The organism is Yersinia alsatica (genome assembly GCF_902170305.1).
Taxonomy (GTDB): Bacteria; Pseudomonadota; Gammaproteobacteria; order Enterobacterales; family Enterobacteriaceae; genus Yersinia; species Yersinia alsatica.
This window is the reverse complement of record NZ_CABHWW010000007.1, coordinates 19,973-46,091: the sequence shown is the minus strand read 5'-3', so window position 1 is coordinate 46,091 and position 26,119 is coordinate 19,973. Positions and strand designations below refer to the sequence as shown.

Genomic DNA, 26,119 nt, shown 5'->3' with positions numbered 1-26,119 from the left:
CAACTTATTGAATTTTATTCATTTGGTATTAGTTATATTGCTAGTAGGGTGATTATTTATCGCATTCTGGGGCAGGATGGTTAAAGTGAGGTAAGCCGTAATTTAGACAATTCGTGATTTATACCATTAAAGGATGAGATGTGTGAGCCAGATAGAATGCGTTATGTTCGATTGCGACGGAACCTTGGTCGACAGTGAAGTTCTGTGCTGTCAGGCATACGTTGTGATGTTTGCCCATTATGATATTCACCTGTCACTGGAAGAAGTGATTAAGCGTTTTAAAGGCGTAAAGCTCAATGAAATCGTCGCGCTGGTTAGTCAAGAAAATGGTCTGGATGAGCCGATAGATGCGCTGGAGAAACTCTATCGAGCGGAAGTCGCCCGTTTGTTCGATGCGGAGTTGCAGCCTATTGCCGGTGCCAAGGCGCTGTTAGAGCAAATTACCTTGCCGGTTTGCGTGGTTTCCAACGGGCCAGTAAGCAAAATGCAGCACTCCCTTGGCCTGACTGGTTTATTGCCTTTCTTTGAAGAAAGGCTGTATAGCGGCTACGACATTCAACGCTGGAAGCCAGATCCAGCACTGATTTATCATGCCGCCGAAGAAATGCACGTTGCCGCTGAGCACTGTATTTTAGTTGAAGACTCGGCGGCAGGAACCCACGCTGGAATCGCGGCAGGTATACCGGTGTTTTATTACTGTGCCGACCCGCACAATCAGCCGATTCACCACCCACTGGTCACCATGTTTGATGATATGCAGCAATTGCCAGAGTTATGGCGCGCCAGAGGCTGGCACATTACTCGCAACTAATTATCGCCACATATTGATGACGCAGGTATATAACACCGGCGTCATCAGTAAGCTAGCGGGGCGCCAGTGCTGATAAGGGTTTATTCTATAAAACCAAGTTTGAATACTTCCTTACCTGCCAAAGACTCTAAATTTGGTCGCTCTGGATAAAAGGGCAATAGCGGGAAGAAAACCGAGCCACCAATAATGCTTCTGCTGCTCGAATCTTTAGGGCGCAATCCCCAAATATTCTGATACGTCATCGGCACCTCCTCTCCATTAACCGTAGCGTTACCGATATACAGCATAATGTGGCCCTTAATATAAATCAGAGTGGTAAAAGGTTTACCGTGATCTTTTAGATACTTTATTCGCTTATTAAGTGGCTGTTTGCTGAGGTCAACCACTCTGATTTCTTGTATCTGTTGTGCCGCATTTCTGGGTAGAAATAGACCAAAGGGCATCATCAGGCTGCGTATTTCTGCTGAACAGTCATTATAAAAATTATAATTTCCCCAACCATATGGCCTGCCACTCATTGATTTCATTAAAGTTGCTATATTGGCGGGCGTCATTTTCCACGGCATGGCGGTGAATTGATCTTTTTTCAGGGTAACCCAGTTAATTTCCACATGGCTATCACCTTTTCGGACTGGAATGGCGACCTGATAACCACCTGATTTCTCACTTCTGAAAGGTAGGATAGTCCCGGGACGGGCAGTAAAATAGAACTTTTCACCTTGATGCACAGATACGGGCTCTTTGATAACAGCGCCCAGGTTTTTCTCCGCCAGTGATATCCATTCAGCAATAAACTTCGGCCCCACAACAGCGACATCATCACTTTTTACCCATCCCGTTACAGTGGGAGAGGTAATGTATTTCCAGTTTTTATCCTGGCTGGTGGCAAAAATATAAATGGGAGTGCCGGGCCTGACCGAAGAATCCTGCAAGTTATCAAAAGGATATCCCTGCCCCGCCTCACGAGGGTCATCATAAGCCGGATCGTCCGTTGGTAACATTCTCACTAACGTCTCTCTGAGAGTGATACCCCGGCCTGAAGGGTGATAAATGCCATCAATATTGATATCGGCATTATTTCTCACCGTCTCTTTCCAGACGGAAGAGTTCACTCTGAAATTTTCACCATAAGAAATACTGTCTTTACTCAGAAACTCTTTTATTATTTTATCATTCTTAATTATGACAGAATCACTTCCACTCAGAATGGATGATATATAATAGGGATTCCAAGGAGAATGATCCTCTTTATTCATTCCGAAATAATGCGATTTTAAGTTAGCGAAATTTCGCGTCTGAGCCGCTCCATCCATAACCGGAATGTTTATTTTCTCCGATTTGGGGGATATCCATTTATCAATAGATTGCGAATAATTATCCATCGGGAAAATAGCCTTGGTTGGGTCAACATAATCTAATCCCTCCGAATTTTTAGTGGTAACAGTGCCGACTTCCAAGCCCTGTGGCTCTTTCCCGGTCAAGGAACAAGAGACAAGACAAATAGACATCAGTAAAAGAAAATAAATTTTCATTGCTGCATCCCTGTAATGTAAAAACCAATTTACCTTACTATAAGAATTTTCTGGGCAACGCAAATTCTATTCTTATTTCATTTAGCTAATATTTATTTATCAAGTGAAATTCACAAAAATGATAATCATCATGGAAATTATTATCTCCATGATGATTATCATTTATTAAAATCTGGTAGCATTTCTTAGATAGGCATTACTTTTGAATTGCCGGTTAATAACCGTTTGATGGTATTTTGCTTCTTAATTACATGTTGTGGGCTAAACCGACGATTAAGGCCATTTGCCAGCAGATCCAACGCCAGACATAAGACAAAATAGATAAGTGCCACAAACAGGAAAACTTCCATCGGGTAAACCATGCTGCGATTATTAACCTGAGTGGCCAAAAACGTCAGTTCATTGACCCCGACGATATAAGCCAATGAAGTATCTTTAATTAAGGAAATCCATTGATTAATAAATGACGGCACCATCATGCGCAGTGCTTGTGGCAAGATCACAAACCACAATACTTGCCAGCGATTGAAGCCTAGCGATAGGCCTGCTTGCCATTGACCCGCCCCGATAGCGACAATGCCTGCTTTTACTGCATGGGCTAAGTAGGCTGAAGCAATCAATGCCAGCGCGCACACCACGGTAGTGATTTCTGGGATATCCACACCAAATACAATTGGCAGCAGGAAGTAAGTCCAAAAAATCAGCATTATCACCGGAATTGCCCGGAAAAAGCCTAAAACAGCAGCTAAGATGCCAGCCCAAACACCGCGAGACATCGCCAGCAAGACCCCAAAAAGAGTGCCTAATATAGCCGATGCGACCCCAGCCATGAGGCTTATCAGCAAGGTTAATGCCGCGCCCCCCAAGGGGCCATCAGGGAAAGTCCCCCACAGCAGATAACGCCAGTTATCGGCGATAATGGTAAAATCCATTTCAGTGCCCCCTGATTGCGGTTCGCTGTTGACGCCACATACCCCAGGCTTCAATCAGCGCAATAATCGCGATATACAACACTGTTGCCACACCAAATGCCTGGAATGTCCGCAATGTTTCCGTCTCAACCTGACGTGATGCATATGAAAGCTCGGCCACACCAATCGCCATGGCTAATGATGAATTTTTAATAATATTCATGTATTGACCAAGCAATGGCGGCAGCGCGATTTTCAGTGCTTGTGGCAAGACGACATGGCGCATGGATTGCCACCCGGTAAGCCCCAAAGCATGGGCAGCATATTTTTGCCCTTTTGCCACTCCGCTAATCCCAGAGCGCAACTCCTCAGCAATAAATGCCGTGGAATAAAGCGTTAGCCCGATAAAACCGGCTAAAAACTCAAATGAAGGCCAGCTCAGAGTTAACCCGAACACATTGATTTCATGGGGAGTATTCAGCCAGGGTATCCAAGAGGCGGGTAAAAATTGACTCGCCGCAAAGTACCAAAAGAACAGTTGGATTAGCAGCGGAGTATTGCGAAATAGCGTGCTGTAACCAATAGCAAACCACTGCAACGCTTTGAGCTCACTGTCTCTGGCCGCCGCCAGCAGAAAACCCAAGAGTGTGGCAGCGACCACCGTGCAGGCAGAAATCCACAATGTCAGTAGAAATCCGTCCCACAACCAGCTGAGATATTGCGGGGCCAGCAGCCAATCAGTGAGATGATGTAGATTCATATTTTCCTATCAGCTTTAAAGCAAACAGCCCCGCATTATGATGAATGCAGGGCTTATGTCTTCTCATTTCAACACTGATCACGCTTTAGGCTGTTGATCCAATGGCGCAAATTTAAAGTCGCCACGTGGCTGAGCTGCGTTGGTTGCCGGGCCAAACCAGCGGTCATAAATCTTCGCGGCTTCACCGTCTTTTTCCAGCTTAACCAGTGTCTCATTCACACTGGCGGTTAAACGATCTTCACCTTTAGGAATACCGACACCTTGATACTCTTTGGTAATGCTGAATGGCGAGATTTCAAAATCAGCTTTTTGTGCCTCTGGCAGATTACCCAACAAACCCACTAATTTGGCATCATCTTGAGTGATTGCCTGCACATTCCCATTACGCAGGGCAGTAAATGCCAGCGGCGTATCATCATAGGAAATAACTTTAGCTGTTGGATAATGCTCACGCAGGGTTATTTCCTGTACGGTGCCTTTATCCGCACCGATACGTAACTTACCGATGTCTTCCGGTGTTTTTAGCACGCCTTTATGGGCGATAAATTTCTGCCCGGTAGCAAAATAAGGCAGACTGAAGTTCACTTCTTTGGCGCGCTCATCGGTAATGGTGAAGTTGGCAGCAATCAGATCCACTTTTTTAGCTGTCAGCAATGGAATACGGTTAGCCGGGTTGGTGGCGCGTAATTCAACTTTGACACCTAAATCTTTAGCAATGGCATTTGCCACATCCACGTCATATCCCACCAGCTTTTTAGTCTGTGGGTCAATATAACCAAACGGTGGGTTGCTATCGAAAACAGCAATCCGCACCACTCCAGCTTGCTTGATATCATCCAGTTTATCAGCATGAGCCGCACCAGAAAGTGTCGCCAAACCGGCTAACAACGTTAATGCCAAAGCCGTTTGTTTCGTGGATAGAGATTGCTTCATTGAAAGCTCCTAACAGGATTAAGATATTGCGATGTGTGTAAGCTAGCAATTCGGCGTTAGGTCAGGAAATAATATAAAACGATATATTTATAACCAATTAATCTCAGTGAATTATTTACTGCTCCCGTTAACTTCAGCTGTGTCTGTTTCGGGGACTATCTTTTTAAGATTAACGACCTCAGCAGGTTTTATTTTACTCTTGGGTTGAGCCACAGACTCGTCAGCAATCTCTGACTGACCAATGAAGATACCGCCTTTTTTGATGGAGAAATTACCGCCTTTTACAATGCCATTTAAACGGCCATTCTCTAAAATTTCCAGATGCTGGGAAACACAAACCCCATCAATACGCCCATCGACCGTAATATGCGGTGCGGTTAAATTCCCTTCAATATGGCCACTGCGCATCAATCTAATTGTGCCGTCAGTAACAGCAATATCACCGATTACCACGCCATAAATTTGAATATCGCCATCAAGGGTAATGTCGCCGTTTAATTTTGTACCCACGGCGATAATGGTATTTGTCTTCGCGGTATCAGAGGGAGGATTAGAGATTGGCGCGGCAGTATTTAGAGGAGAATGAGTCACCGGTGATACCTTTTCATGGTTACTTGATTTCTTTTTAAACATAATATTTATCAGTATGAAAATGAGGAATAAAGTCGGGGCAAGAAGAAGATAAAAAAACAAATTGTAGGCGATATAGCCAACCAAACATGTAGTCCATAGCACCCAGAACAGGCTAAGTGCAATATTATTTGGCCTATATAGACTTATATTCACTCATCCCGCCCAGTGTGAAACAATTAAATAAGACCTTGGTATTATGGCAATCAATGGAGGGTGAAATATAAACGGATGTAAAACTAACGGATAAGGAGAATAAAAGTGGGGTTAATACCTGAGGGAGGATGTTAATAAAGCGGCCCCAATCAAGCATAAATGCTCAACCTGATTGGGGAAGTCGTTATTTTTCAGTCTTACTCGAAAGCAGTTTCTCTAAATCATCACCACCAAGGTGGCGGAAATCTTGCCCTTTGACGAAGTAGAAAATGAATTCACAAATATTCTGGCAGCGATCCCCAATACGTTCAATTGAGCGAGCGCAGAACAGTGCCGTCAATACGCTGGGTATGGTGCGCGGATCTTCCATCATATAAGTCATCAACTGGCGCACTATGCCTTCATATTCTTGGTCAACTTTCCTATCTTCACGATAAATCCGGATGGCTTCATCTAAATCCATACGGGCAAAAGCATCCAGAACATCATGCAGCATCTGTACAGTATGACGGCCCAAAGACTCCAGACTGACCAATAAAGGTTGGTGCTGATGGGAGAACTTTTCCAGCGCTGTGCGGCAAATTTTATCCGCCACATCACCAATACGCTCTAATTCAGAAATAGTCTTGATGATCGCCATTACCAAGCGCAAGTCGCTAGCTGTTGGCTGACGTTTGGCAATGATGCGCACACAAGCTTCATCAATGGCCACTTCCATCATATTGACCTTTTTATCGCCAGCAATAACCTGCTTTGCTAATTCACCGTCCTGATTATGCATTGCGGTGATCGCGTCAGATAATTGTTGTTCCACCAGCCCGCCCATGGTTAACACTTGGGTGCGGATATGCTCGAGTTCGGCATTGAACTGGCCGGAAATATGTTTATTAAGATTCAGGTTATCCATGATACTTCCCGTACGTATAAGTAGGCGAAATGAATGTGATCGGCTCCAAAGCCATCAACCATAGCGACCAGTAATATAATCTTCCGTCTGTTTTTGCTGTGGGGCGGTAAACAGGGTGTCTGTATCACTGAATTCAATTAGCTCGCCCAGATACATAAATGCTGTGTGATCTGAACAGCGGGCTGCCTGCTGCATGTTGTGCGTAACAATCACCACGGTATAGTCAGATTTCAGCTCGCTGATCAGCTCTTCAATGCGACCGGTAGAGATTGGGTCAAGCGCTGAGCAAGGTTCATCAAGCAACAATACGTCCGGGCGAATAGCGATACCGCGGGCAATGCACAAACGCTGTTGTTGCCCGCCTGACAAGCTGTAACCACTCTGGTGCAGCTTATCTTTAGTTTCATTCCACAGTGCAGCTTTGGTCAGAGCCCATTGCACGCGCTCATCCATATCGGCGCGCGACAAGTTCTCGAACAGTTTCACACCAAAAGCAATGTTATCGTAAATTGACATCGGGAACGGCGTTGGCTTTTGGAAAACCATGCCAACTTTTGCCCGCAACAACGCGATATCTTGTTTATCGGTCAGGATATTCTGCCCATCCAATAAAATATCGCCTTCAGCACGTTGATCCGGATACAGCTGGTACATTTTGTTAAAGGTACGCAGCAGCGTCGATTTACCGCAACCTGATGGCCCGATGAATGCCGTGACCTGGTTTTTGGCAATATCCAGCGAGATGTTCTTCAGCGCATGGAATTTGCCGTAGTAGAAGTTCAGATCGCGAACCTGAATTTTGCTGTTGTTGATGTCAGTAGCCATACTCATCAAGACTTCTCTCTTTTAGCCAATGCCGCCGGAGCAGCATTTTGGAATTTATTGGCGAATCGGTATTTTCATGACTTATTGCTGATGTTCTCTCAGCCAATCAATGCTTTTTCTTCGCGAAAACAACCCGAGCCAGAATATTCAGTAACAGTACGCACAGGGTAATCAGCAGCACCCCTGCCCATGCCAGTTGTTGCCATTCAACAAACGGGCTCATGGCAAACTTAAATATGGTGACCGGTAAGTTGGCGATAGGCCGGCTCAGGTCGGTACTCCAGAACTGATTGGAAAGCGAGGTGAACAGCAATGGTGCTGTTTCGCCCGCAATACGCGCCACCGCCAGCAAAATGCCGGTCAGAATGCCGGAGATTGAGGCTTTCAAAGTAATAGCCGATATCATGCGCCACTTTGGTGTCCCTAATGCATAAGCCGCTTCTCGCAAGCTATCGGGCACCAGTTTCAGCATATTCTCGGTGGTACGAATAACAATCGGCACCTGTAACAGCGCCAGAGCAATCACCCCTGCCCAACCGGAGAAGTGCTCCATCTTGGCCACGACAATGGTGTACACAAACAGGCCGACCACGATGGAGGGCGCGGATAACAAAATATCGTTGATAAAGCGGGTAATTTCCGCCAGCCAGGATTTGCGACCATATTCGGCCAGATAAATCCCTGCCATGATACCCAGTGGGGTACCAATGACTGTCGCCCACAGAATTAATAGGCCACTCCCGGCAATGGCATTGGCTAACCCCCCACCCGCGGTATTCGGTGGCGGCGTCATCTCGGTAAACAGTGCCAAAGACATGCCGTCGATACCTTTGGTCACTGTAGAGAATAAAATCCACACTAACCAAAACAAGCCAAATGCCATGGTTGCCATTGAAAGTATTAAGGCAATCCGGTTCTTTTGACGCCGCCAAGCCTGCTTTTTACGGCGGGTTTCTAACAGCGTCGCATCACTTCGCATATCCATCGTTGCCATCTTAGCGCCCCTCTTTCTTAGCCAGACGCAGAATCATAAGCTTAGATAAAGCCAGTACAATAAAGGTAATGACGAACAAGATCAGACCCAACTCCATCAACGCGGCGGTATGCAAGCCGGACTCAGCTTCAGCAAATTCATTCGCCAGCGCGGAAGTAATACTGTTGCCCGGCATAAACAGCGAGAAGCTGTCGAGCTGGTAGGTATTACCGATAATAAAGGTCACCGCCATGGTTTCACCCAATGCACGACCCAGCCCCAACATCACGCCACCAATAACACCATTTTTGGTATAAGGCAGCACAATGCGCCAGATAACTTCCCAAGTGGTGCAGCCAATACCGTAAGCCGACTCTTTCATCATTACTGGGGTTTGTTCAAACACATCGCGCATCACTGCCGCAATGTAAGGAATAATCATGATGGCTAAGATGACACCGGCGGCCAGAATACCAATACCGAATGCTGGGCCTGAGAACAGCACACCAACAATGGGGATACCGGACATCACGTTACCGACAGGCTCTTGAAAATAACGGGCAAAGAGGGGAGCGAATACAAACAAACCCCACATACCGTAAACAATACTTGGGATTGCCGCCAGTAACTCAATAGCCACACCCAGTGGGCGTTTTAACCAGTTTGGTGCTAACTCAGTCAGGAACAGGGCAATACCAAAACTGACGGGAACCGCAATGAGCAAGGCAATAACAGAGGTCACAATTGTGCCGTAAATTGGCACCAATGCACCGAACTGCTCAGCCGGAGGATCCCACTCTTTGGTCCACAGGAAAGCAAAACCAAACTTTTCGATACTTGGCCAGGAAGCCACAATCAATGAAACGATTATGCCGCCCAACATAAATAGGGTAATCAGCGCTGCCAGCTTAACCAGCGCACTGAAAATGATGTCACCGTATTTACTCGGTGCTTTGATCGTCGGCTTATAAGCAGCCATAGACTCTCTTCTCATCGGGGTATTATTTCCCTCCCCAAATAGGGAGGGAGCAATTGATTAAACCAATCTTGTATAAATCACTTATTGGAGCAAAAGCATCGAACGCAAACTGTATTCAATCAGAACAGTGGCTTACCGCTGCTGTCTTTAATCTGAGTTTTCCAGGCTGCACGCACTTGCTCTACAACTTCATCTGGTAATGTTGCGTAATCCAGTGCGTTAGCTTGTTTAGCGCCGTTTTTATAGGCCCAATCAAAGAACTTCAGCACTTCAGTGCCGCTAGCAGGATTTTTCTGCTCTTTGTGCATCAAAATGAACGTTGTTGATGTAATTGGCCATACATCATCACCTTTTTGATTGGTCAAATCTTGAGCGAATGTTTTGCTCCAGTCTACACCTTTTGCCGCAGAGCTAAAGCTGTGCTCAGTCGGGCTCACTGGTTTCCCATCAGCAGAAATCAGTTTGGTGTAAGCCAGATTATTCTGTTTGGCATAGGCATATTCTACGTAGCCAATAGCACCTGGCAGACGTTGAACGAATGCGGCAATACCATCGTTACCTTTACCGCCCAAACCTGTTGGCCAGTTAACAGTAGAGCCCGCGCCCACTTTTTCTTTCCAGTCTGCATTCACTTTAGCCAGATAGCTGGTGAACACGAATGAAGTACCGGAACCATCAGCACGACGTACGACAGCAATATTTTGATCAGGTAGTTTAACGCCCGGATTCAGCTTCACAATCGCCGGGTCATTCCACTTTTTCACATTGCCCAGGTAGATATCACCCAGTGTTTTACCATCTAATGTTAGCTCACCGGACTTAATGCCAGGGATATTCACGGCTAGCACCACACCGCCAATCACTGTTGGGAATTGGAACAAACCTTCAGCAGCCAATTTGTCATCTGCTAATGGCGCATCAGAAGCACCGAAATCAACAGTATTGGCAATGATTTGTTTCACGCCACCTGAAGAACCGATCCCCTGATAGTTAACTTTGTTACCTGTTTCTTTCTGATAAGAATCTGCCCACTTGGCATACACCGGCGCGGGGAATGTCGCACCTGCACCTGTCAGGCTTGCAGCAGCGAACGCGGACACAGTGGTCATAGATAAAGTCGCTGCCACAATGCTGGCTACGGTGGTACGCATCAGTTTCATAATCCCTCCTAATGGGATATTAGAATTAACTCTAAATTGTTTTCATCAGATTAAGTATGGTGCAGGAGGGAAAATAGGACAGTTTAATGACAGAAAAATGTACGTAATATTACAGTTATATGACAAGGAATTAGGGCGGCCATAAAAACATTAATTATCAAAAACTTAGTCGTTATTTTTTATCTTTAATTCATGAATAAGTTCATTTTATCATTTATAAGGCAGCAAAATACCTGATTATTTTTTCATCGAAAGTGACAATTTATTACTGAGTGGCGAAAGACAAAAAAGCCGACAAATGCCGGCTTTTATTCATGGGATACTGGTTATGCGTTATTCAACCGTTACCGATTTCGCCAGGTTGCGTGGTTTATCCACATCAGTACCTTTAATCAGCGCAACATGGTAAGCCAGTAGCTGTAGCGGCACGGTGTAGAAAATTGGCGCAATAATCTCTTCAACATGAGGCAATGGCACAATCTTAACCCCTTCGCTGTTGGTAAAACCGGCATCTGCATCAGCAAACACATACAGCAAGCCACCGCGAGCGCGAACCTCTTCAATGTTGGATTTCAGTTTTTCCAATAATTCATTGTTAGGTGCCACCACGATAACGGGCATATTGGCATCAATCAAAGCTAATGGGCCGTGTTTCAACTCACCGGCAGCGTAAGCTTCAGCATGAATATAAGAAATCTCCTTCAGCTTCAGTGCGCCTTCCATTGCGATCGGGTATTGATCACCGCGACCCAGGAACAATGCATTGTGCTTATCAGAGAAACCTTCGGCTAAGGCTTCAATGGTTTTATCCAGCGACAACATTTGCTCAATATGGACAGGTAAGGATTGCAATGCTTCAACAATTTCTTGTTCCAGCTTCAAGCCGTCCTTAATGCCTTTCAGTAAACCAATACGGCCGACCAACATCAATAATACGGTCAATTGAGTGGTAAAAGCTTTGGTTGAGGCAACGCCAATCTCAGTCCCGGCTTTGGTCATCAGAGCCAAATCTGATTCACGAACCAATGATGAACCTGCAACGTTACAAATTGCCAGTGAGCCTAAATAGCCCAGCTCTTTCGACAAGCGCAAAGCCGCCAAGGTATCGGCCGTTTCACCCGATTGTGACAACGTGATTAACAGACTATTCGGGCGCACCGCAGGTTTGCGATAACGGAATTCAGAGGCAATTTCAACATCACAAGGCACGCCAGCCAGAGCTTCAAACCAATAACGTGAAACCATGCCCGAGTTGTAAGAAGTACCACAGGCTATGATTTGAATATGTTGGACATCAGCCAGCAAAGCATCAGCGTTCGGGCCTAGCTCAGACAAGTCAATTTTTCCGTGATTTAAGCGGCCTTCCAACGTATTTTTAATTGCTGTTGGCTGCTCATAAATCTCTTTTTGCATGTAGTGGCGATAAACACCTTTGTCGCCCGCATCGTACTGCAACTGAGATTCAGTTTCCGGACGCTCAATGGCATTGCCTTGTTTGTCAAAAATACTGACGCTGTGGCGAGTCACTTCAACCACATCACCTTCTTCAAGGAAAATGAAACGGCGGGTAACAGGTAACAGAGCAAGCTGGTCAGAGGCGATAAAGTTTTCACCAATGCCACAACCGATAACCAATGGGCTACCTGAACGAGCGGCAACCAAGCGGCTTGGGTCACGGCTATCCATCACCACAGTGCCGTATGCGCCACGCAGTTGTGGGATAACACGCTTCACCACTTCCAACAAAGAACCGCCTTGTTGCTGTTCCCAATGGACCAGGTGAGCGATAACTTCAGTATCAGTTTCAGAGCTGAAGCTATAGCCACGGCTCGCCAGTAACTCACGCAAAGGTTCGTGATTTTCGATAATGCCGTTATGAACCACGGAGATATAATCAGAAACATGCGGGTGAGCATTCGCCTCAGATGGCGCACCATGAGTGGCCCAGCGGGTGTGCGCAATGCCGGTACCACCGTGCAGATCTTGCTTTTCAGCAGCATCCGACAGTTCTTGTACCTTGCCCAACCGACGCAAGCGCGTCAAATGGCCTTCAGCATCAACGACGGCCAAACCAGCAGAGTCATAGCCACGGTATTCCAGACGACGTAAACCTTCGATCAGAATCTCAGCGATATCACGTTGCGCTACTGCGCCAACAATTCCACACATCTGTTTTATTCCTATGTAAGGTTCTTTAAGAACCTTGTCGATGTCAGTGACCTGATTGATCCGGATTTTCCGGGTTCCCCGAGCCTGTAGAGTTGGGGATTATTATGTTTTGTTCTGTATTCTCGGCAGAGATGAATAAGCCAAAAACACAGGGCAAAACATCCCTTCAAAGCATAATAAATCGCATTGAAGAGCTGTTTTTTAATCAATTTATAATCTTAAATATACCCGGTAAAACTCAAGTTACCGCTCGGCGGCGACTGAATAAACCCAAGACGTTGAGACACTCAATGTCTTGGGTGACTGATGGCAGCCAACAACCCAGTATCTTGAAAGATGACGGGGATAGATTATTTTTTCTTCACCGGACGTTGCCACCCCTGAATATGAACTTGCTTGATACGGCTGAGTACTAATTCATTTTCGGCGATATCACGTGTCACAGTAGTACCTGCAGCGATAGTGGCGCCATTAGCGACAGTGACGGGAGCAACAAGCTGAGTATCGGACCCGACAAAGACATCATCGCCAATTATAGTTTTAAACTTATTAGCTCCATCATAGTTGCAAGTTATAGTTCCTGCGCCAATATTTACGCCAGAACCAATTTCAGCATCACCTAAATAGGAGAGATGGCCAGCTTTAGATCCTTTGCCCAAGCGGGATTTCTTGATCTCAACAAAGTTACCGACATGTGCACCTTCTGCTAACTCGGCACCCGGGCGCAAGCGGGCAAATGGCCCAACAGTACAGCCAGCATCCAAGCGAGAATCTTCCAACACAGTATAGGGGCTGATTTCTGAATCATCGCCAATCACACAGTTTTTAAGCACGCATCCGGTACCAATACGGACCCGATCGCCTAAAGTCACATGACCTTCAATGATGACATTGGTATCGATAGTGATATCGCGACCATGTGTTAATTCTCCGCGCAAATCAAAACGCGCCGGATCCAGTAACATCACCCCAGCCAATAGCAGCTTCTCTGCTTGCTCGGATTGATATACCCGCTCAAGGGTCGCTAATTGCAGGCGATTATTGACCCCTTCAACTTCACTCAGACGAGTGGGGTGTACCGCAGCAATCTTCTTACCATCAGCATGAGCCAATGCAATAATATCAGTGATATAAAACTCGCCCTGCGCATTGTTGTTATTCAGCAATGATAGCCAGCGCTTTAAATCACGACCATTCGCCACCAGAATCCCGGTGTTGATTTCATTAATTTCACGCTGTGCATCGCTGGCGTCTTTATGCTCAACAATCCCGACCACATCGCCGTTCTCGCGCACAATACGACCATAACCACTTGGGTTATCCAGTTTTACCGTCAACAGTCCGATACCGCCTTGTGGTTTTGCGGCTAACAATCGTTGCAGAGTATCAACGGAGATCAAAGGCACATCGCCGTAGAGCATCAGGACGTCTTCATCATCAGCAAAATGCGGTGCCGCTTGCTGCATCGCGTGCCCAGTACCTAACTGTTCTGACTGTAATACCCAATTCAACGCCGGGTCGGTCAGTGTTTTTTTCAACAACTCGCCACCGTGCCCATAAACCAGATGAACATGTTGTGCACCCAACTTCATGGCCGCATCAATAACATGCTGAACCATCGGCTTACCTGCCAATGGGTGTAACACCTTAGGAAGGTCGGAATACATACGAGTCCCCTTACCTGCGGCAAGGATGACTACACTCATTGAGCTGTTAGACATAAGCAACCTGATAACTCCAAATTAATAGACGGAAGTAAACCTGTTTAGCGAAATAATTACTACATATTTCTCAACGAAAAACGTACTCAACCCGCGTGGTTAAAGGGTTGTAGCTATGTGCCATGTAACAAAAAAATGTAGCGAAAAGTGTCTGCGATCGGCGACGTTTTCTGAGCTGTTTTTGCCGAAATTCAATCACTCATGCGAGTTATTAACCACTTATTTTACGACAAGAAACAAGAGTTTTCAGAAAGAAACGTTATTAGTTTAGCTTAGGCTTAATTAAATGCAGAAGAGGTGGGTGGGAGACTGATATTGCAAAGGATTAAGTATTCACCAACTGGGGATAAAAAAAATGCCAATCAGTTTTCACCAATTGGCATTCTATCGTTCTTTATATGATAACTTTATAAATCAATGAATTAATAACCCATTAAATATAAAATTACATCGCTTTCCTGGTCAGCTCGATTACGCGTAGTTTCGCAATCGCCTTCGCCAATTCAGCGGATGCCTGAGCATAGTCGACATCGCCGTGGGAACTGTTGATATGAGCTTCTGCTTTACGCTTAGATTCCAGCGCTCTAGCTTCGTCCAGATCTTGTCCACGAATAGCAGTGTCAGCCAATACGATCACAACGCTCGGTTGCACCTCAAGGATGCCGCCAGAAAGATAAATGAACTCTTCCTCACCGAACTGCTTAACGATACGTATCATGCCAGGCTTAATGGCAGTGAGCAGTGGGGCGTGACCAGGGAAAATCCCCAGTTCACCTTCACTACCCGTCACCTGAATTTTTTGTACCACGCCTGAGAACATCTTCTTCTCTGCGCTCACAACATCCAGATGGTAAGTCATTGCAGCCATGTCACCCTCCAGTCAACAGCGTTACAGTTTCTTGGCTTTTTCCACTGCTTCTTCAATGGTGCCAACCATGTAGAACGCCTGTTCCGGCAGGTGGTCATAGTCGCCGTTCATGATGCCTTTGAAACCACGAATGGTGTCTTTCAGCGATACGAACTTGCCCGGTGAACCGGTAAAGACTTCTGCCACGAAGAACGGTTGAGACAGGAAGCGCTGGATCTTACGCGCACGGGATACAACCAGTTTGTCATCTTCTGACAACTCGTCCATACCCAAGATCGCGATAATATCTTTCAGTTCCTGGTAACGTTGCAGAATAGACTGCACGCCACGCGCTACATCGTAGTGCTCCTGACCAACAACCAGTGGATCGAGCTGACGGCTGGTGGAGTCAAGTGGGTCAACCGCCGGGTAGATACCCAGAGAGGCGATTTGACGACTCAGAACGACGGTTGCATCCAAGTGAGCAAAGGTGGTTGCTGGTGATGGGTCAGTCAAGTCATCCGCAGGCACGTAAACGGCCTGAACAGAGGTGATTGAGCCCGTCTTGGTGGAAGTAATACGTTCCTGCAACACACCCATCTCTTCTGCCAGCGTTGGCTGATAGCCTACCGCAGATGGCATACGACCCAGCAGTGCGGATACTTCCGTACCGGCCAAGGTATAACGATAGATGTTATCGATGAACAGCAATACGTCACGACCTTCATCACGGAATTTCTCCGCCATGGTCAGACCGGTCAGTGCAACGCGCAGACGGTTACCTGGTGGCTCATTCATCTGGCCATAAACCAAGGAAACTTTGTCCAGAACGTTGGAGTCAGTCATCTCGTGGTAGAAGTCGTTACCCTCACGAGTACGTTCACCTACACCAGCAAATACGGAATAACCTGAGTGCTCGATCGCGATGTTACGGATCAGCTCCATCATGTTTACCGTTTTACCCACACCAGCACCACCGAACAGACCGACTTTACCGCCCTTAGCGAACGGACAAATCAGATCCATTACCTTGATACCGGTTTCTAACAGATCTTGCGAGCTGGCAAGCTCTTCGTAAGAAGGCGCTTCGCGGTGGATTGCCCAACGCTCTTCTTCACCGATAGGACCTTTCATGTCGATTGGGTCACCCAATACGTTCATGATACGGCCCAGAGTTGCTTTACCAACCGGCACTTCAATTGGGTGTTCCAGGTTGATAACTTTCAACCCACGGCTCAAACCATCGGAAGAGCCCATTGCGATACAACGAACAACACCACCGCCCAGCTGTTGCTGAACTTCCAGCACTAGCTTCTCAGCCGTGCCTTCAACCTCAAGGGCGTTGTACACTTTTGGTACAGCGTCTTGGGGGAATTCGACGTCCACTACGGCGCCGATTACCTGGATAATCTTTCCAGTAGCCATCTTGAATCCTCTACGTAATACGTTTACCCGTCATATTTCAAATTACTGGCGCGTTAGCCGCCTGCCAGCAATATGAACTACTTAGGGTAATAGCCTGGTTAAACCGCGGAGGCTCCCCCGACGATCTCGGTGAGTTCCTGAGTGATGCTGGCCTGACGAGCTTTGTTGTAAACCAACTGCAGCTCTTTGATCAGGCTACCGCCGTTATCGGTGGCGGCTTTCATCGCTACCATTCGCGCGGCCTGTTCGCTGGCCAGGTTTTCAACGACGCCCTGATAAACTTGCGATTCCACATAGCGACGCAGGAGAGTATCCAGCAATGCTTTTGGATCGGGTTCATACAGGTAATCCCAGGATTTCTTCTTCAGCTCACCATCTTCCGCTGGCGGAAGAGGTAACAGCTGCATGATCCGTGGTTCCTGAGACATCGTATTGATAAACTTGTTATTCACGATATACAGTTTATCCAGACGACCTTCATCGTAGGCTTGCAACATCACTTTTACTGGACCGATAAGTTCTGACAGAGAAGGGTTATCCCCCATGCCAGTAACCTGAGCAACAATCTTGCCGCCCACGGAACCAAAGAAAGATGCTGCTTTTGATCCAATCAGCGCTAAATCGCATTCAACGCCTTTTTCAGACCAACCTTTCATCTCAGCTAACAGTTTTTTGAACAGGTTAATGTTCAAACCACCACACAAGCCACGGTCTGTAGAAACCACCAGATACCCAACACGCTTAACGTCGCGCTCTTCCAGGTACGGATGTTTATATTCCAGATTACCTAGCGCAAGGTGACCAATCACACTACGCATTGTTTCTGCATAAGGACGGCTGGCCGCCATGCGTTCCTGCGATTTACGCATTTTGGAGGCGGCGACCATCTCCATGGCTTTGGTGATCTTTTGCGTGTTTTGCACGCTGGCGATCTTGGAACGTATCTCTTTTGCGCCGGCCATTTCTGCTTCTCCTCATTGCCAGACGGCCTGCTTTCCTAATGAAAAGCAGGACCGTATAGCGTTACCAGGACTGGGTTGCCTTGAATGTATCGAGGATGCCTTTCAGCTTGGCCTCGATCTCATCGTTATACGCGCCAGTTTGGTTGATTTGTTGCAGAAGCTCGGCATGCTCACGGTCAGCAAATGCTAACAGTGCGGCTTCAAAGCTACCTACCTTCGCCAACTCGATATCACCCAGATAACCACGTTCAGCTGCGAACAGAACCAGAGATTGCTGCGCAACAGACATCGGTGCGTATTGTTTCTGTTTCAGAAGCTCGGTCACTTTCTGACCATGGCTCAGCTGTTTACGTGTTGCATCATCCAAATCGGATGCGAACTGGGAGAACGCAGCAAGTTCACGATACTGTGCCAGAGCGGTACGGATACCACCGGACAGTTTTTTCATGATCTTGGTCTGCGCTGCACCACCCACACGGGATACGGAGATACCTGGGTTAACCGCAGGACGAATACCGGCGTTAAACAGGCTGGATTCCAGGAAGATCTGACCATCGGTAATAGAAATTACGTTGGTCGGAACGAACGCGGAAACGTCCCCTGCTTGGGTTTCAATGATTGGCAATGCGGTCAAAGAACCGGTTTTACCTTTCACTTCACCCTTGGTAAAGGCTTCAACGTAATCCGCGTTAACACGCGCAGCACGCTCCAGCAAACGGGAGTGGAGGTAGAATACGTCGCCAGGATATGCTTCACGACCTGGTGGACGACGGAGCAGCAAGGAGATTTGACGATATGCAACAGCCTGTTTAGACAGGTCATCATAAATAATCAGAGCATCTTCACCGCGGTCGCGGAAATATTCACCCATGGCACAACCGGAGTAAGGTGCCAGGTATTGCAATGCTGCAGATTCAGATGCAGTAGCCACAACCACGATGGTGTTAGCCAATGCGCCATGTTCTTCCAGTTTACGCACTACGTTTGCAACAGTAGAGGCTTTCTGGCCGATAGCAACATACACACATTTGATGCCTGAATCGCGCTGATTGATGATCGCATCAATCGCCAGAGCAGTTTTACCTGTCTGACGGTCACCGATGATCAATTCACGCTGACCACGACCGATTGGAATCATGGCATCGACAGACTTATAGCCTGTCTGAACGGGTTCATCAACGGATTGACGTTCGATTACGCCAGGTGCGATAGCTTCAACAGCTGAGAAGCCGTCATTTTCTACCGGACCTTTACCATCAACAGGTTCACCCAGAGTATTGACGACGCGACCTAGCAGGCCACGACCGACAGGAACTTCCAGGATACGGCCAGTACATTTAACCTTCATGCCTTCGGCAAGATCGGCGTACGGACCCATAACTACTGCACCAACGGAGTCGCGCTCCAGGTTCAGTGCGATTGCGTAACGGTTGCCAGGCAGTGCGATCATCTCGCCTTGCATAACGTCGGCCAGACCGTGTACACGAATGATCCCGTCACTAACGGAAACAATAGTACCTTCATTGTGAGCTTCGCTCACTACATTGAACTGAGCAATGCGCTGCTTGATCAGTTCGCTGATTTCGGTGGAATTCAGTTGCATATGCTCCAGTCCCCTTAAGACTGCAAGACGTCTGCCAGGCGTTCAAGACGACCGCGAACGCTGCCATCTATCACCATATCGCCTGCACGTATTACTACGCCGGCCATTACAGACTTATCAATTTTGCAATTCAGCTTAACTTTGCGTGACAGACGTTTTTCCATCGCAGCGGCAATTTTAGCCAGCTGTTCGTCGTTAAGTGCTCTCGCTGAGGACACTTCAACGTCGACGGTAGACTCCAGTGAGGCACGCAGTTGAATAAACTGCTGCAACACCTCAGGAAGAACCAGTAAACGGCCATTCTCCGCCATAACTCGAATGAAGTTCTGTGCGGGTTCATCGAGCTGATCACCACAGACTGCAATAAACGTCTTAGACATTGTTTCTGGCGCAACAGCACCGGAAAGCAATTCAGCGATTTGTTCATTGCAAGTCACTTGGGCAGTAAACGCCAGCATATCCTGCCAACGATCAACCGCCTGGTGCTCAACAGCAAAGTCAAAAGCTGCTTTGGCGTAGGGGCGAGCTACAGTTACAAATTCAGACATCAGCCCCTCCCTCCTTACAGTTCAGCGACCAGTTTATCAACGATGTCGCTGTTAGCAGCTTCATCCACGGAACGTTCGATGATCTTCTCGGCGCCAGCTATAGCCAACATCGCGACTTGCTTACGCAACTCTTCACGAGCACGCTTACGTTCGGCGTCGATCTCTGCCTGCGCTTGCGCCACGATTTTGTTACGTTCCTGTTCAGCTTCAGCTTTAGCTTCATCGATGATCTGAGCTTTGCGTTTACTTGCCTGCTCAATGATCACCTGTGCTTCTGCTTTGGCCTTCTTCAGTTGGTCGGTCGCATTGGCTTGCGCTAAGTCCAAATCTTTTTTGGCACGCTCTGCAGAAGAGAGACCGTCAGCAATTTCTTTTTGACGCTTCTCGATGGCTGCCATAATTGGCGGCCATACATACTTCATACAAAACAGGACAAACAGGACAAACGCGATGGCCTGGCCGAGGATTGTTGCGTTAAGATTCACAGCACAATGCCTCTTTAAAAGTTAATAGTTTGGTGTAGTTCACAGTAGAGAAAACTCTACTTACGCGACAGCAAACATCACGTACAGACCCAGACCAACAGCGATCATTGGGATGGCGTCAACCAGACCCATGACGATAAAGAACTGTGTACGAAGCAGAGGAATCAGGTCAGGCTGACGTGCAGCGCCTTCCAAAAATTTACCACCCAGGATGCCGATACCGATCGCAGCACCGATTGCCGCTAAACCCATCATTATAGCGGCAGCCATGTACAGCAGATCCATATTCAGGTTTTCCATGACAGTCTCCAGTTTATTTCAGTTAAAACGCAGTAGTGTTATAAGAAAATCAGTGCTCTTCGGATGCCATCGACAGATAGACAATCGTCAGAACCATGAAGATAAAGGCTTGTAACGTAATAATCAGTATGTGGAAGATAGCCCAAGGTAAACTGAGCATCCACTGTGACCACCACGGCAACAGACCCGCAATAAGGATGAAGATCAACTCACCCGCATACATGTTGCCGAACAGTCGCAGACCGAGTGAAACCGGTTTGGACAGCAGGCTGACACCTTCCAGAATTAAGTTAACTGGAATGAATATCGGGTGATTGAACGGCTGCATCGTTAATTCTTTTACGAAGCCGCCTACACCTTTCATTTTAATGCTATAGAACAGGATCAGGATGAAGACACCCAATGCCATGGACAAGGTAATGCTCACGTCAGCAGTTGGTACCACACGTAGTGCTGGTAACCCAAAGACATGTTCACCGATGTAAGGCAGTAAATCGATTGGCAGCAAGTCCATCATGTTCATCAATAGAACCCAAACAAACACGGTCAGGGCCAATGGTGCGATGACTTTACTTTTGCCGTGGTACATATCCCGTACACTGCCATCGACAAAACCGATAATTAACTCAACGGCAGTCTGCAATTTGCCGGGCACACCACTGGTGGCGTTTGCTGCAACTTTGCGGAACACAAGCAGAAAAGCTAACCCCAGCACGACAGAGAAGAACAGAGAGTCAATGTTCAACGTCCAGAACGTCGCAGGGCCAGGTGAGTGGGGATTGACCAACTCAAAGGTACGCAGGTCCAACTGAAGGTTATTCAGGTGGTGACCTATGTAGTCCCTTGGAGTAGAGATTTCTCCTGATGCAGACATGATGCCTCTTACCCTTTTGTAGTTAAATACGATAACTGTTAAGTACGGTAGCCGCTCATCACGGCCGGTGCCAATATCTGCACAATCAGCACCGATAAGTAGGTTAAACCGAGTGGCGCAAACGCAGCTTTAAACAGCCCTAGTGCAACAATCAGCAAAATTATCGTCACGATAACTTTTAACCCTTCGCCAATGGCAAACGACCACGCAACACGACCTGGAGCAGCTGTTTTTGCCTGATGGCGGCAAGCGAACAACATAAACATGGCACTGGGCAACCAGGCTGCCAATCCTCCTGCCAAAGCAGAAGCACTCCATTCCAGGCTTTTAAAACCAAAAGCAGCACTGAGAACAACAAAAGTCATTAACTGCAACAACAGCAACTTTCGTGCAATTTTCCCACTGTAAAGGGATACAGGCATGACGTTTGTTCTCTCCGAACCACACTAAGGGTATGCTGAGTGAGGTATAAAACTGCCTTTTACCCCATTGAGTCAAGCAGCAAAAAACGAGCAAATTATACGGGCCACTCAAACGAATTCAATCGATAAGTAGCGAAAAGGTGAACAATTATTTAAATTTTCTACTTTCGAGCTATTTTCACAAGAAAAGCCTCGGAATAAAGCCCTTATTTAATTGTCTGACGATTCCAAACATTATCAATAAAGCGTGGAACCGATCACATAACTAAAAACAAACTGATTTATATCCCATAAGACTTCGCTTTGTCTTTAACGAAAAGAGCCATTAAAACTTTTACAAATCATAATTTTAAAATTAAAACTATTATCAAACAACTCATCTACTTAGTAAAAACTTCCCATTGACATTTCAGATAATAATTTGGCAACAGTTCGGATACATAAAAAGAGTGATGTCGATGAGATAATAATGACCAAAGTGACTATTTGGTCCCTTTCAATATTGTTATGTCACTAACTACCGCTGTTTTTGTAAACAATAGGTGAAATATTATCTACGCATACGATAATCAGCGAATAAATACCCACCAATATTAAAAACACTAAATGTAATAAAACTCGGCGTCTCGACTAAGAATTTATTACATTTTTTTGATAAATAACAAAGTTAGTTTGACTTAAGAATAACCAGATGACGCTCACCATCCAACTCAGGAACTTGCAGTCGAATAACCGACTCAAGAGTAATACCCGCAGGCAGTATAGCTAATTCATCATCCGGCCTAACCCCTTTAAGCGCATAAAAACGCCCTTCAGGCTTAGCTGGTAAGTGGTGGCACCAAGACAGCATATCTTGTAAGGATGCAAATGCACGGCTTATAACCCCATCAAATGGGGGTTCTGCGACAAAGTCCTCAACACGGCTTTGAACTGGTTCGATATTATTTAGACCTAATTCATGCTGAACCTGACGCAGGAAGCGAACACGTTTACCCAAGCTATCAAGCAAGGTGAAATGTGCATCGGGACGCACTATGGCCAAGGGTATCCCAGGAAGCCCCGGACCAGTGCCGACATCGATAAACCGGCTACCTTGCAAATGTGGGTTTACCACAATGCTGTCCAGAATGTGCCGAACCAGCATTTGCATTGGGTCACGGACAGAAGTCAGGTTATAAGCTTTATTCCACTTATGCAGCAGCTCTACATAGCCTATCAACTGATGTTTTTGCTGATCGGGCAGCGCAATATCTGCTGCACTCAGCAGGGAATCTAATTTTTTTAACACCACAATTATCCTCTGACAGAGATATGTTCTGTCAGCATGTAAAAGGCCGATATACGAATACGATAATCTAGCTTAATGTTTAGTTATAGCTTGAATACAAAGCAAAATTGCCTGCTTAGCTTTGAGCTACACAGGCAATTATTAGGTCGTTAGGCGCTGCGGCGCAGCAATCCTTGTTTTTTCAACCAAACCAGTAAAATAGAGATCGCCGCTGGTGTGATACCTGAAATACGTGAAGCTTGCCCGATCGAGTTAGGTTTATGATCATTCAATTTAGCGATCACTTCGTTTGATAAACCAGAGACTTGGCGGTAATCAAGATCAGCAGGCAGTAAGGTATTTTCATTGCGCAGCTGCTTTTCGATCTCTTCTTGCTGCCGAGCAATATACCCTTCATATTTCACCTGAATTTCAACCTGATCAGCAGCTTGTGGGTCTGTTAATGCCGGACCAAAAGAGGGTAAGGTTGTCAACAAACGATAATCGATTTCAGGGCGGCGCAGCAGCTCTTCACCATTGGCTTCTTTCGATAATGGGGCTTTGAGCAACGCATTGATTTCGGAAACATTCTCAGAATGAGGATGCACCCAGATATCACGCAGGCGCTGGCGTTCTTTCTCAATCAGCTCGATTTTCTTGCTGAAGTGTTCCCAACGAACATCATCGACTAATCCTAATTTGCGGCCCATTTCGGTCAGACGCAGATCGGCGTTATCTTCACGTAGCATCAAACGATATTCAGCTCGTGAGGTAAACATACGATAGGGTTCTTTGGTGCCCAAGGTGCTTAAATCGTCCACCAGCACGCCAAGGTAAGCTTCATCACGACGAGGTGACCACCCATCATCATCATTAGCGAAACGCCCCGCATTGAGGCCTGCAAGCAGCCCTTGGGCCGCAGCTTCTTCATATCCGGTGGTGCCATTGATTTGCCCAGCAAAGAACAAACCGTGGATATATTTGCTTTCCAGCGTAGGTTTCAAATCACGCGGATCAAAGAAATCATACTCGATGGCATAACCAGGTCGAATAATACGTGCGTTTTCGAGCCCTTTCATTGAACGGACTATTTGCATCTGTACGTCGAAAGGCAGACTGGTAGAGATACCGTTCGGATAGATCTCATTGCTGGTCAAACCTTCCGGTTCAAGGAAGATCTGATGTGAATTGCGATCAGCAAAACGCATGACTTTATCTTCGATCGATGGGCAGTAACGTGGCCCGATCCCTTCGATGATCCCCGCATACATCGGGCTGCGATCCAAGTTATTGCGGATCACTTCATGCGTTTTCTCATTGGTGTATGTGATATGACACGCCATTTGCTCAGGGTGCTGCTCGGCATTGCCAAGGAAGGAGAATACCGGGATTGGGGTATCACCTAACTGAGGGGCCAATTGGCTAAAATCTATGGTGCGTGCATCGATACGAGGTGGTGTACCGGTTTTAAGGCGATTGACGCGCAGCGGCAGTTCACGCAGGCGTTGCGACAATGAGATTGATGGTGGATCACCAGCGCGACCACCACTGTAGTTCTCAAGGCCGATATGAATTTTTCCATCCAGGAAGGTACCGACGGTGAGTACCACGGCTTTAGCACGGAATTTCAGACCCATTTTGGTCACAGCGCCGACCACATGATCATTTTCAACGATGAGATCTTCAACAGGTTGTTGGAAGATCATCAAGTTAGGTTGATTCTCCAATGCGGTACGTACTGCCTGGCGATACAAGACGCGGTCTGCCTGAGCTCTGGTCGCTCTTACCGCTGGCCCTTTGCTGGCGTTTAGTATCCTAAACTGAATACCGGCTTGGTCAGTTGCCATCGCCATTAAGCCACCGAGAGCATCGATCTCTTTTACCAGATGCCCCTTACCGATACCGCCAATCGCTGGGTTACAAGACATTTGTCCCAGTGTGTCGATATTGTGCGTCAGCAATAAGGTCTGACGTCCCATGCGTGCCGCTGCCATTGCAGCTTCCGTGCCGGCATGGCCACCACCAATGATGATGACGTCAAATTGATCTGGATAAAACATGGTACTGCACCTCGCCGTTATGCGAATTTCTGTGTTTGCCCTGGGGTGGGGGATTCTACTCAAGTTTAGACGATCGACCAAGCAGCTTAGGATCGCCCTTAATTAAAAGAAGATCTTTTTATTTAAAGATCTCTTTATTAGATCTCTTATTAGGATCATGATCCTCTGTGGATAAGTGATTATTCACATTAAAGATCATGAGATTAAGGAGGATCGTTTGCTGTGAATGATCGGTGATCCTATTGCGTATAAGCTGGGATCTAAATGGCATGTTATGCACAGGTACTTTAAGACACCAAGGTTGTTATGTGGATATGTACCGCTTTTACCCTGCTTTTAAGCCTACTTATCCACATTCGTTCGCGTGATCTTTAAGCAAATTAGAGCAAATTAATCCAATTTTTAACCCAAACCTCGGCCGGATCTTCGGGAATTTCATGTTGGATGACGTCTATTTCTAAAATATCACCCAGACGTTTGGCTCCCAACGCTATCAACTGTTGATCCAGTTTTCTTACTGCACCGCAGAAAGTGTCATATTCAGAGCTGCCCAAACCCACTGCCCCAAAACGGACTTGGGAGAGATCCGGCTGCTGTTCTTCTATTTGGTCTAATAATGGTTGTAGGTTATCGGGTAGATCACCTGCGCCATGCGTGGAGGTAATGATTAACCACATACCTTCCGGCGTGAGCTCGTCTAGCTCTGGGCCATGCAGTGTTTCTGTGGAGAAACCTGCTTCTTCTAATTTCTCAGCTAAATGTTCAGCAACATATTCAGCACTGCCAAGTGTACTGCCACTGATCAAGGTAATGTCAGCCATAAAGAACCCAACCGAAGTAATGAACCGGTATTGTACGC

General features: G+C 46.6%; 25 protein-coding genes. 1 reads left to right on the top strand and 24 read right to left on the bottom strand.

Translation table 11 applies throughout. The features are described from left to right. Positions 1-142 precede the first annotated feature (142 nt). A complete protein-coding gene (gene yieH, locus FTA96_RS02160) occupies positions 143-811 on the top strand; it encodes a 6-phosphogluconate phosphatase (protein ID WP_145532998.1) in 669 nt (222 codons plus the stop codon). Positions 812-891: 80 nt separating this feature from the next. Here the strand turns inward: yieH and FTA96_RS02155 are convergent, their stop codons facing one another. From FTA96_RS02155 to mioC, 24 genes are all read right to left on the bottom strand, one after another. After that, positions 892-2,343 carry an SH3 domain-containing protein gene (locus FTA96_RS02155; protein WP_145573091.1) on the bottom strand — a complete coding sequence of 484 codons (1,452 nt, stop codon included), beginning with the start codon at positions 2,341-2,343 and terminating at the stop codon, positions 892-894. A 185-nt stretch (positions 2,344-2,528) separates the two neighbouring features. Next, complete coding sequence (locus FTA96_RS02150) at positions 2,529-3,275, bottom strand: amino acid ABC transporter permease (protein ID WP_145530611.1); 747 nt, start codon at positions 3,273-3,275, stop codon at positions 2,529-2,531. Position 3,276: 1 nt separating this feature from the next. Then, the gene (locus FTA96_RS02145; protein ID WP_050123855.1) at positions 3,277-4,014 is read right to left on the bottom strand and encodes an amino acid ABC transporter permease; all 738 of its coding nucleotides are present in this window, start codon (positions 4,012-4,014) and stop codon (positions 3,277-3,279) included. A gap of 78 nt (positions 4,015-4,092) precedes the next feature. Then, positions 4,093-4,947, bottom strand: coding sequence for an ABC transporter substrate-binding protein (locus FTA96_RS02140; RefSeq protein ID WP_050145964.1), 855 nt, complete (start codon positions 4,945-4,947; stop codon positions 4,093-4,095). A 111-nt stretch (positions 4,948-5,058) separates the two neighbouring features. After that, positions 5,059-5,727: a bactofilin family protein gene (locus FTA96_RS02135; RefSeq protein ID WP_050146054.1), complete on the bottom strand. Its 669-nt coding sequence runs from the start codon at positions 5,725-5,727 to the stop codon at positions 5,059-5,061. A gap of 190 nt (positions 5,728-5,917) precedes the next feature. Then, on the bottom strand, positions 5,918-6,640 hold the full coding sequence (gene phoU / locus FTA96_RS02130; protein ID WP_050109295.1) for a phosphate signaling complex protein PhoU: 723 nt from the start codon (positions 6,638-6,640) through the stop codon (positions 5,918-5,920). Between the two features lie 54 nt (positions 6,641-6,694). Continuing rightward, complete coding sequence (gene pstB / locus FTA96_RS02125) at positions 6,695-7,471, bottom strand: phosphate ABC transporter ATP-binding protein PstB (RefSeq protein ID WP_004713904.1); 777 nt, start codon at positions 7,469-7,471, stop codon at positions 6,695-6,697. A 100-nt stretch (positions 7,472-7,571) separates the two neighbouring features. After that, the gene (gene pstA, locus FTA96_RS02120; RefSeq protein WP_050109296.1) at positions 7,572-8,459 is read right to left on the bottom strand and encodes a phosphate ABC transporter permease PstA; all 888 of its coding nucleotides are present in this window, start codon (positions 8,457-8,459) and stop codon (positions 7,572-7,574) included. Position 8,460: 1 nt separating this feature from the next. Beyond that, positions 8,461-9,417: a phosphate ABC transporter permease PstC gene (pstC, locus tag FTA96_RS02115; protein WP_050135159.1), complete on the bottom strand. Its 957-nt coding sequence runs from the start codon at positions 9,415-9,417 to the stop codon at positions 8,461-8,463. A gap of 119 nt (positions 9,418-9,536) precedes the next feature. After that, a complete protein-coding gene (pstS, locus tag FTA96_RS02110) occupies positions 9,537-10,577 on the bottom strand; it encodes a phosphate ABC transporter substrate-binding protein PstS (protein WP_050109298.1) in 1,041 nt (346 codons plus the stop codon). A gap of 333 nt (positions 10,578-10,910) precedes the next feature. Continuing rightward, positions 10,911-12,746: a glutamine--fructose-6-phosphate transaminase (isomerizing) gene (glmS, locus tag FTA96_RS02105; protein WP_050109299.1), complete on the bottom strand. Its 1,836-nt coding sequence runs from the start codon at positions 12,744-12,746 to the stop codon at positions 10,911-10,913. Between the two features lie 350 nt (positions 12,747-13,096). Next, on the bottom strand, positions 13,097-14,467 hold the full coding sequence (gene glmU, locus FTA96_RS02100; protein ID WP_050145963.1) for a bifunctional UDP-N-acetylglucosamine diphosphorylase/glucosamine-1-phosphate N-acetyltransferase GlmU: 1,371 nt from the start codon (positions 14,465-14,467) through the stop codon (positions 13,097-13,099). A gap of 445 nt (positions 14,468-14,912) precedes the next feature. After that, positions 14,913-15,335 carry a F0F1 ATP synthase subunit epsilon gene (locus FTA96_RS02095; RefSeq protein WP_050109301.1) on the bottom strand — a complete coding sequence of 141 codons (423 nt, stop codon included), beginning with the start codon at positions 15,333-15,335 and terminating at the stop codon, positions 14,913-14,915. A gap of 21 nt (positions 15,336-15,356) precedes the next feature. Continuing rightward, a complete protein-coding gene (gene atpD, locus FTA96_RS02090) occupies positions 15,357-16,739 on the bottom strand; it encodes a F0F1 ATP synthase subunit beta (protein ID WP_050109302.1) in 1,383 nt (460 codons plus the stop codon). Positions 16,740-16,837: 98 nt separating this feature from the next. Then, positions 16,838-17,701 (bottom strand): F0F1 ATP synthase subunit gamma, encoded by an 864-nt coding sequence (atpG, locus tag FTA96_RS02085; RefSeq protein WP_011817476.1) that lies wholly within the window; start codon positions 17,699-17,701, stop codon positions 16,838-16,840. Between the two features lie 61 nt (positions 17,702-17,762). Continuing rightward, positions 17,763-19,304: a F0F1 ATP synthase subunit alpha gene (gene atpA / locus FTA96_RS02080; RefSeq protein WP_005161175.1), complete on the bottom strand. Its 1,542-nt coding sequence runs from the start codon at positions 19,302-19,304 to the stop codon at positions 17,763-17,765. 14 nt (positions 19,305-19,318) lie between these two features. Next, a complete protein-coding gene (gene atpH, locus FTA96_RS02075) occupies positions 19,319-19,852 on the bottom strand; it encodes a F0F1 ATP synthase subunit delta (protein WP_050109303.1) in 534 nt (177 codons plus the stop codon). Positions 19,853-19,866: 14 nt separating this feature from the next. Then, complete coding sequence (gene atpF / locus FTA96_RS02070) at positions 19,867-20,337, bottom strand: F0F1 ATP synthase subunit B (protein WP_050109304.1); 471 nt, start codon at positions 20,335-20,337, stop codon at positions 19,867-19,869. Positions 20,338-20,397: 60 nt separating this feature from the next. Then, positions 20,398-20,637, bottom strand: a complete 240-nt coding sequence (atpE, locus tag FTA96_RS02065; protein WP_004393045.1) for a F0F1 ATP synthase subunit C — start codon at positions 20,635-20,637, stop codon at positions 20,398-20,400. Between the two features lie 49 nt (positions 20,638-20,686). Beyond that, positions 20,687-21,511 carry a F0F1 ATP synthase subunit A gene (gene atpB, locus FTA96_RS02060; RefSeq protein ID WP_050109305.1) on the bottom strand — a complete coding sequence of 275 codons (825 nt, stop codon included), beginning with the start codon at positions 21,509-21,511 and terminating at the stop codon, positions 20,687-20,689. A gap of 38 nt (positions 21,512-21,549) precedes the next feature. Continuing rightward, positions 21,550-21,933, bottom strand: a complete 384-nt coding sequence (gene atpI, locus FTA96_RS02055; protein ID WP_050109306.1) for a F0F1 ATP synthase subunit I — start codon at positions 21,931-21,933, stop codon at positions 21,550-21,552. A 667-nt stretch (positions 21,934-22,600) separates the two neighbouring features. Continuing rightward, positions 22,601-23,221 (bottom strand): 16S rRNA (guanine(527)-N(7))-methyltransferase RsmG, encoded by a 621-nt coding sequence (rsmG, locus tag FTA96_RS02050; RefSeq protein ID WP_050123856.1) that lies wholly within the window; start codon positions 23,219-23,221, stop codon positions 22,601-22,603. A gap of 149 nt (positions 23,222-23,370) precedes the next feature. After that, complete coding sequence (mnmG, locus tag FTA96_RS02045; protein ID WP_050109308.1) at positions 23,371-25,260, bottom strand: tRNA uridine-5-carboxymethylaminomethyl(34) synthesis enzyme MnmG; 1,890 nt, start codon at positions 25,258-25,260, stop codon at positions 23,371-23,373. Positions 25,261-25,640: 380 nt separating this feature from the next. Continuing rightward, positions 25,641-26,081, bottom strand: a complete 441-nt coding sequence (mioC, locus tag FTA96_RS02035; protein ID WP_050109309.1) for an FMN-binding protein MioC — start codon at positions 26,079-26,081, stop codon at positions 25,641-25,643. Positions 26,082-26,119 lie beyond the last annotated feature (38 nt).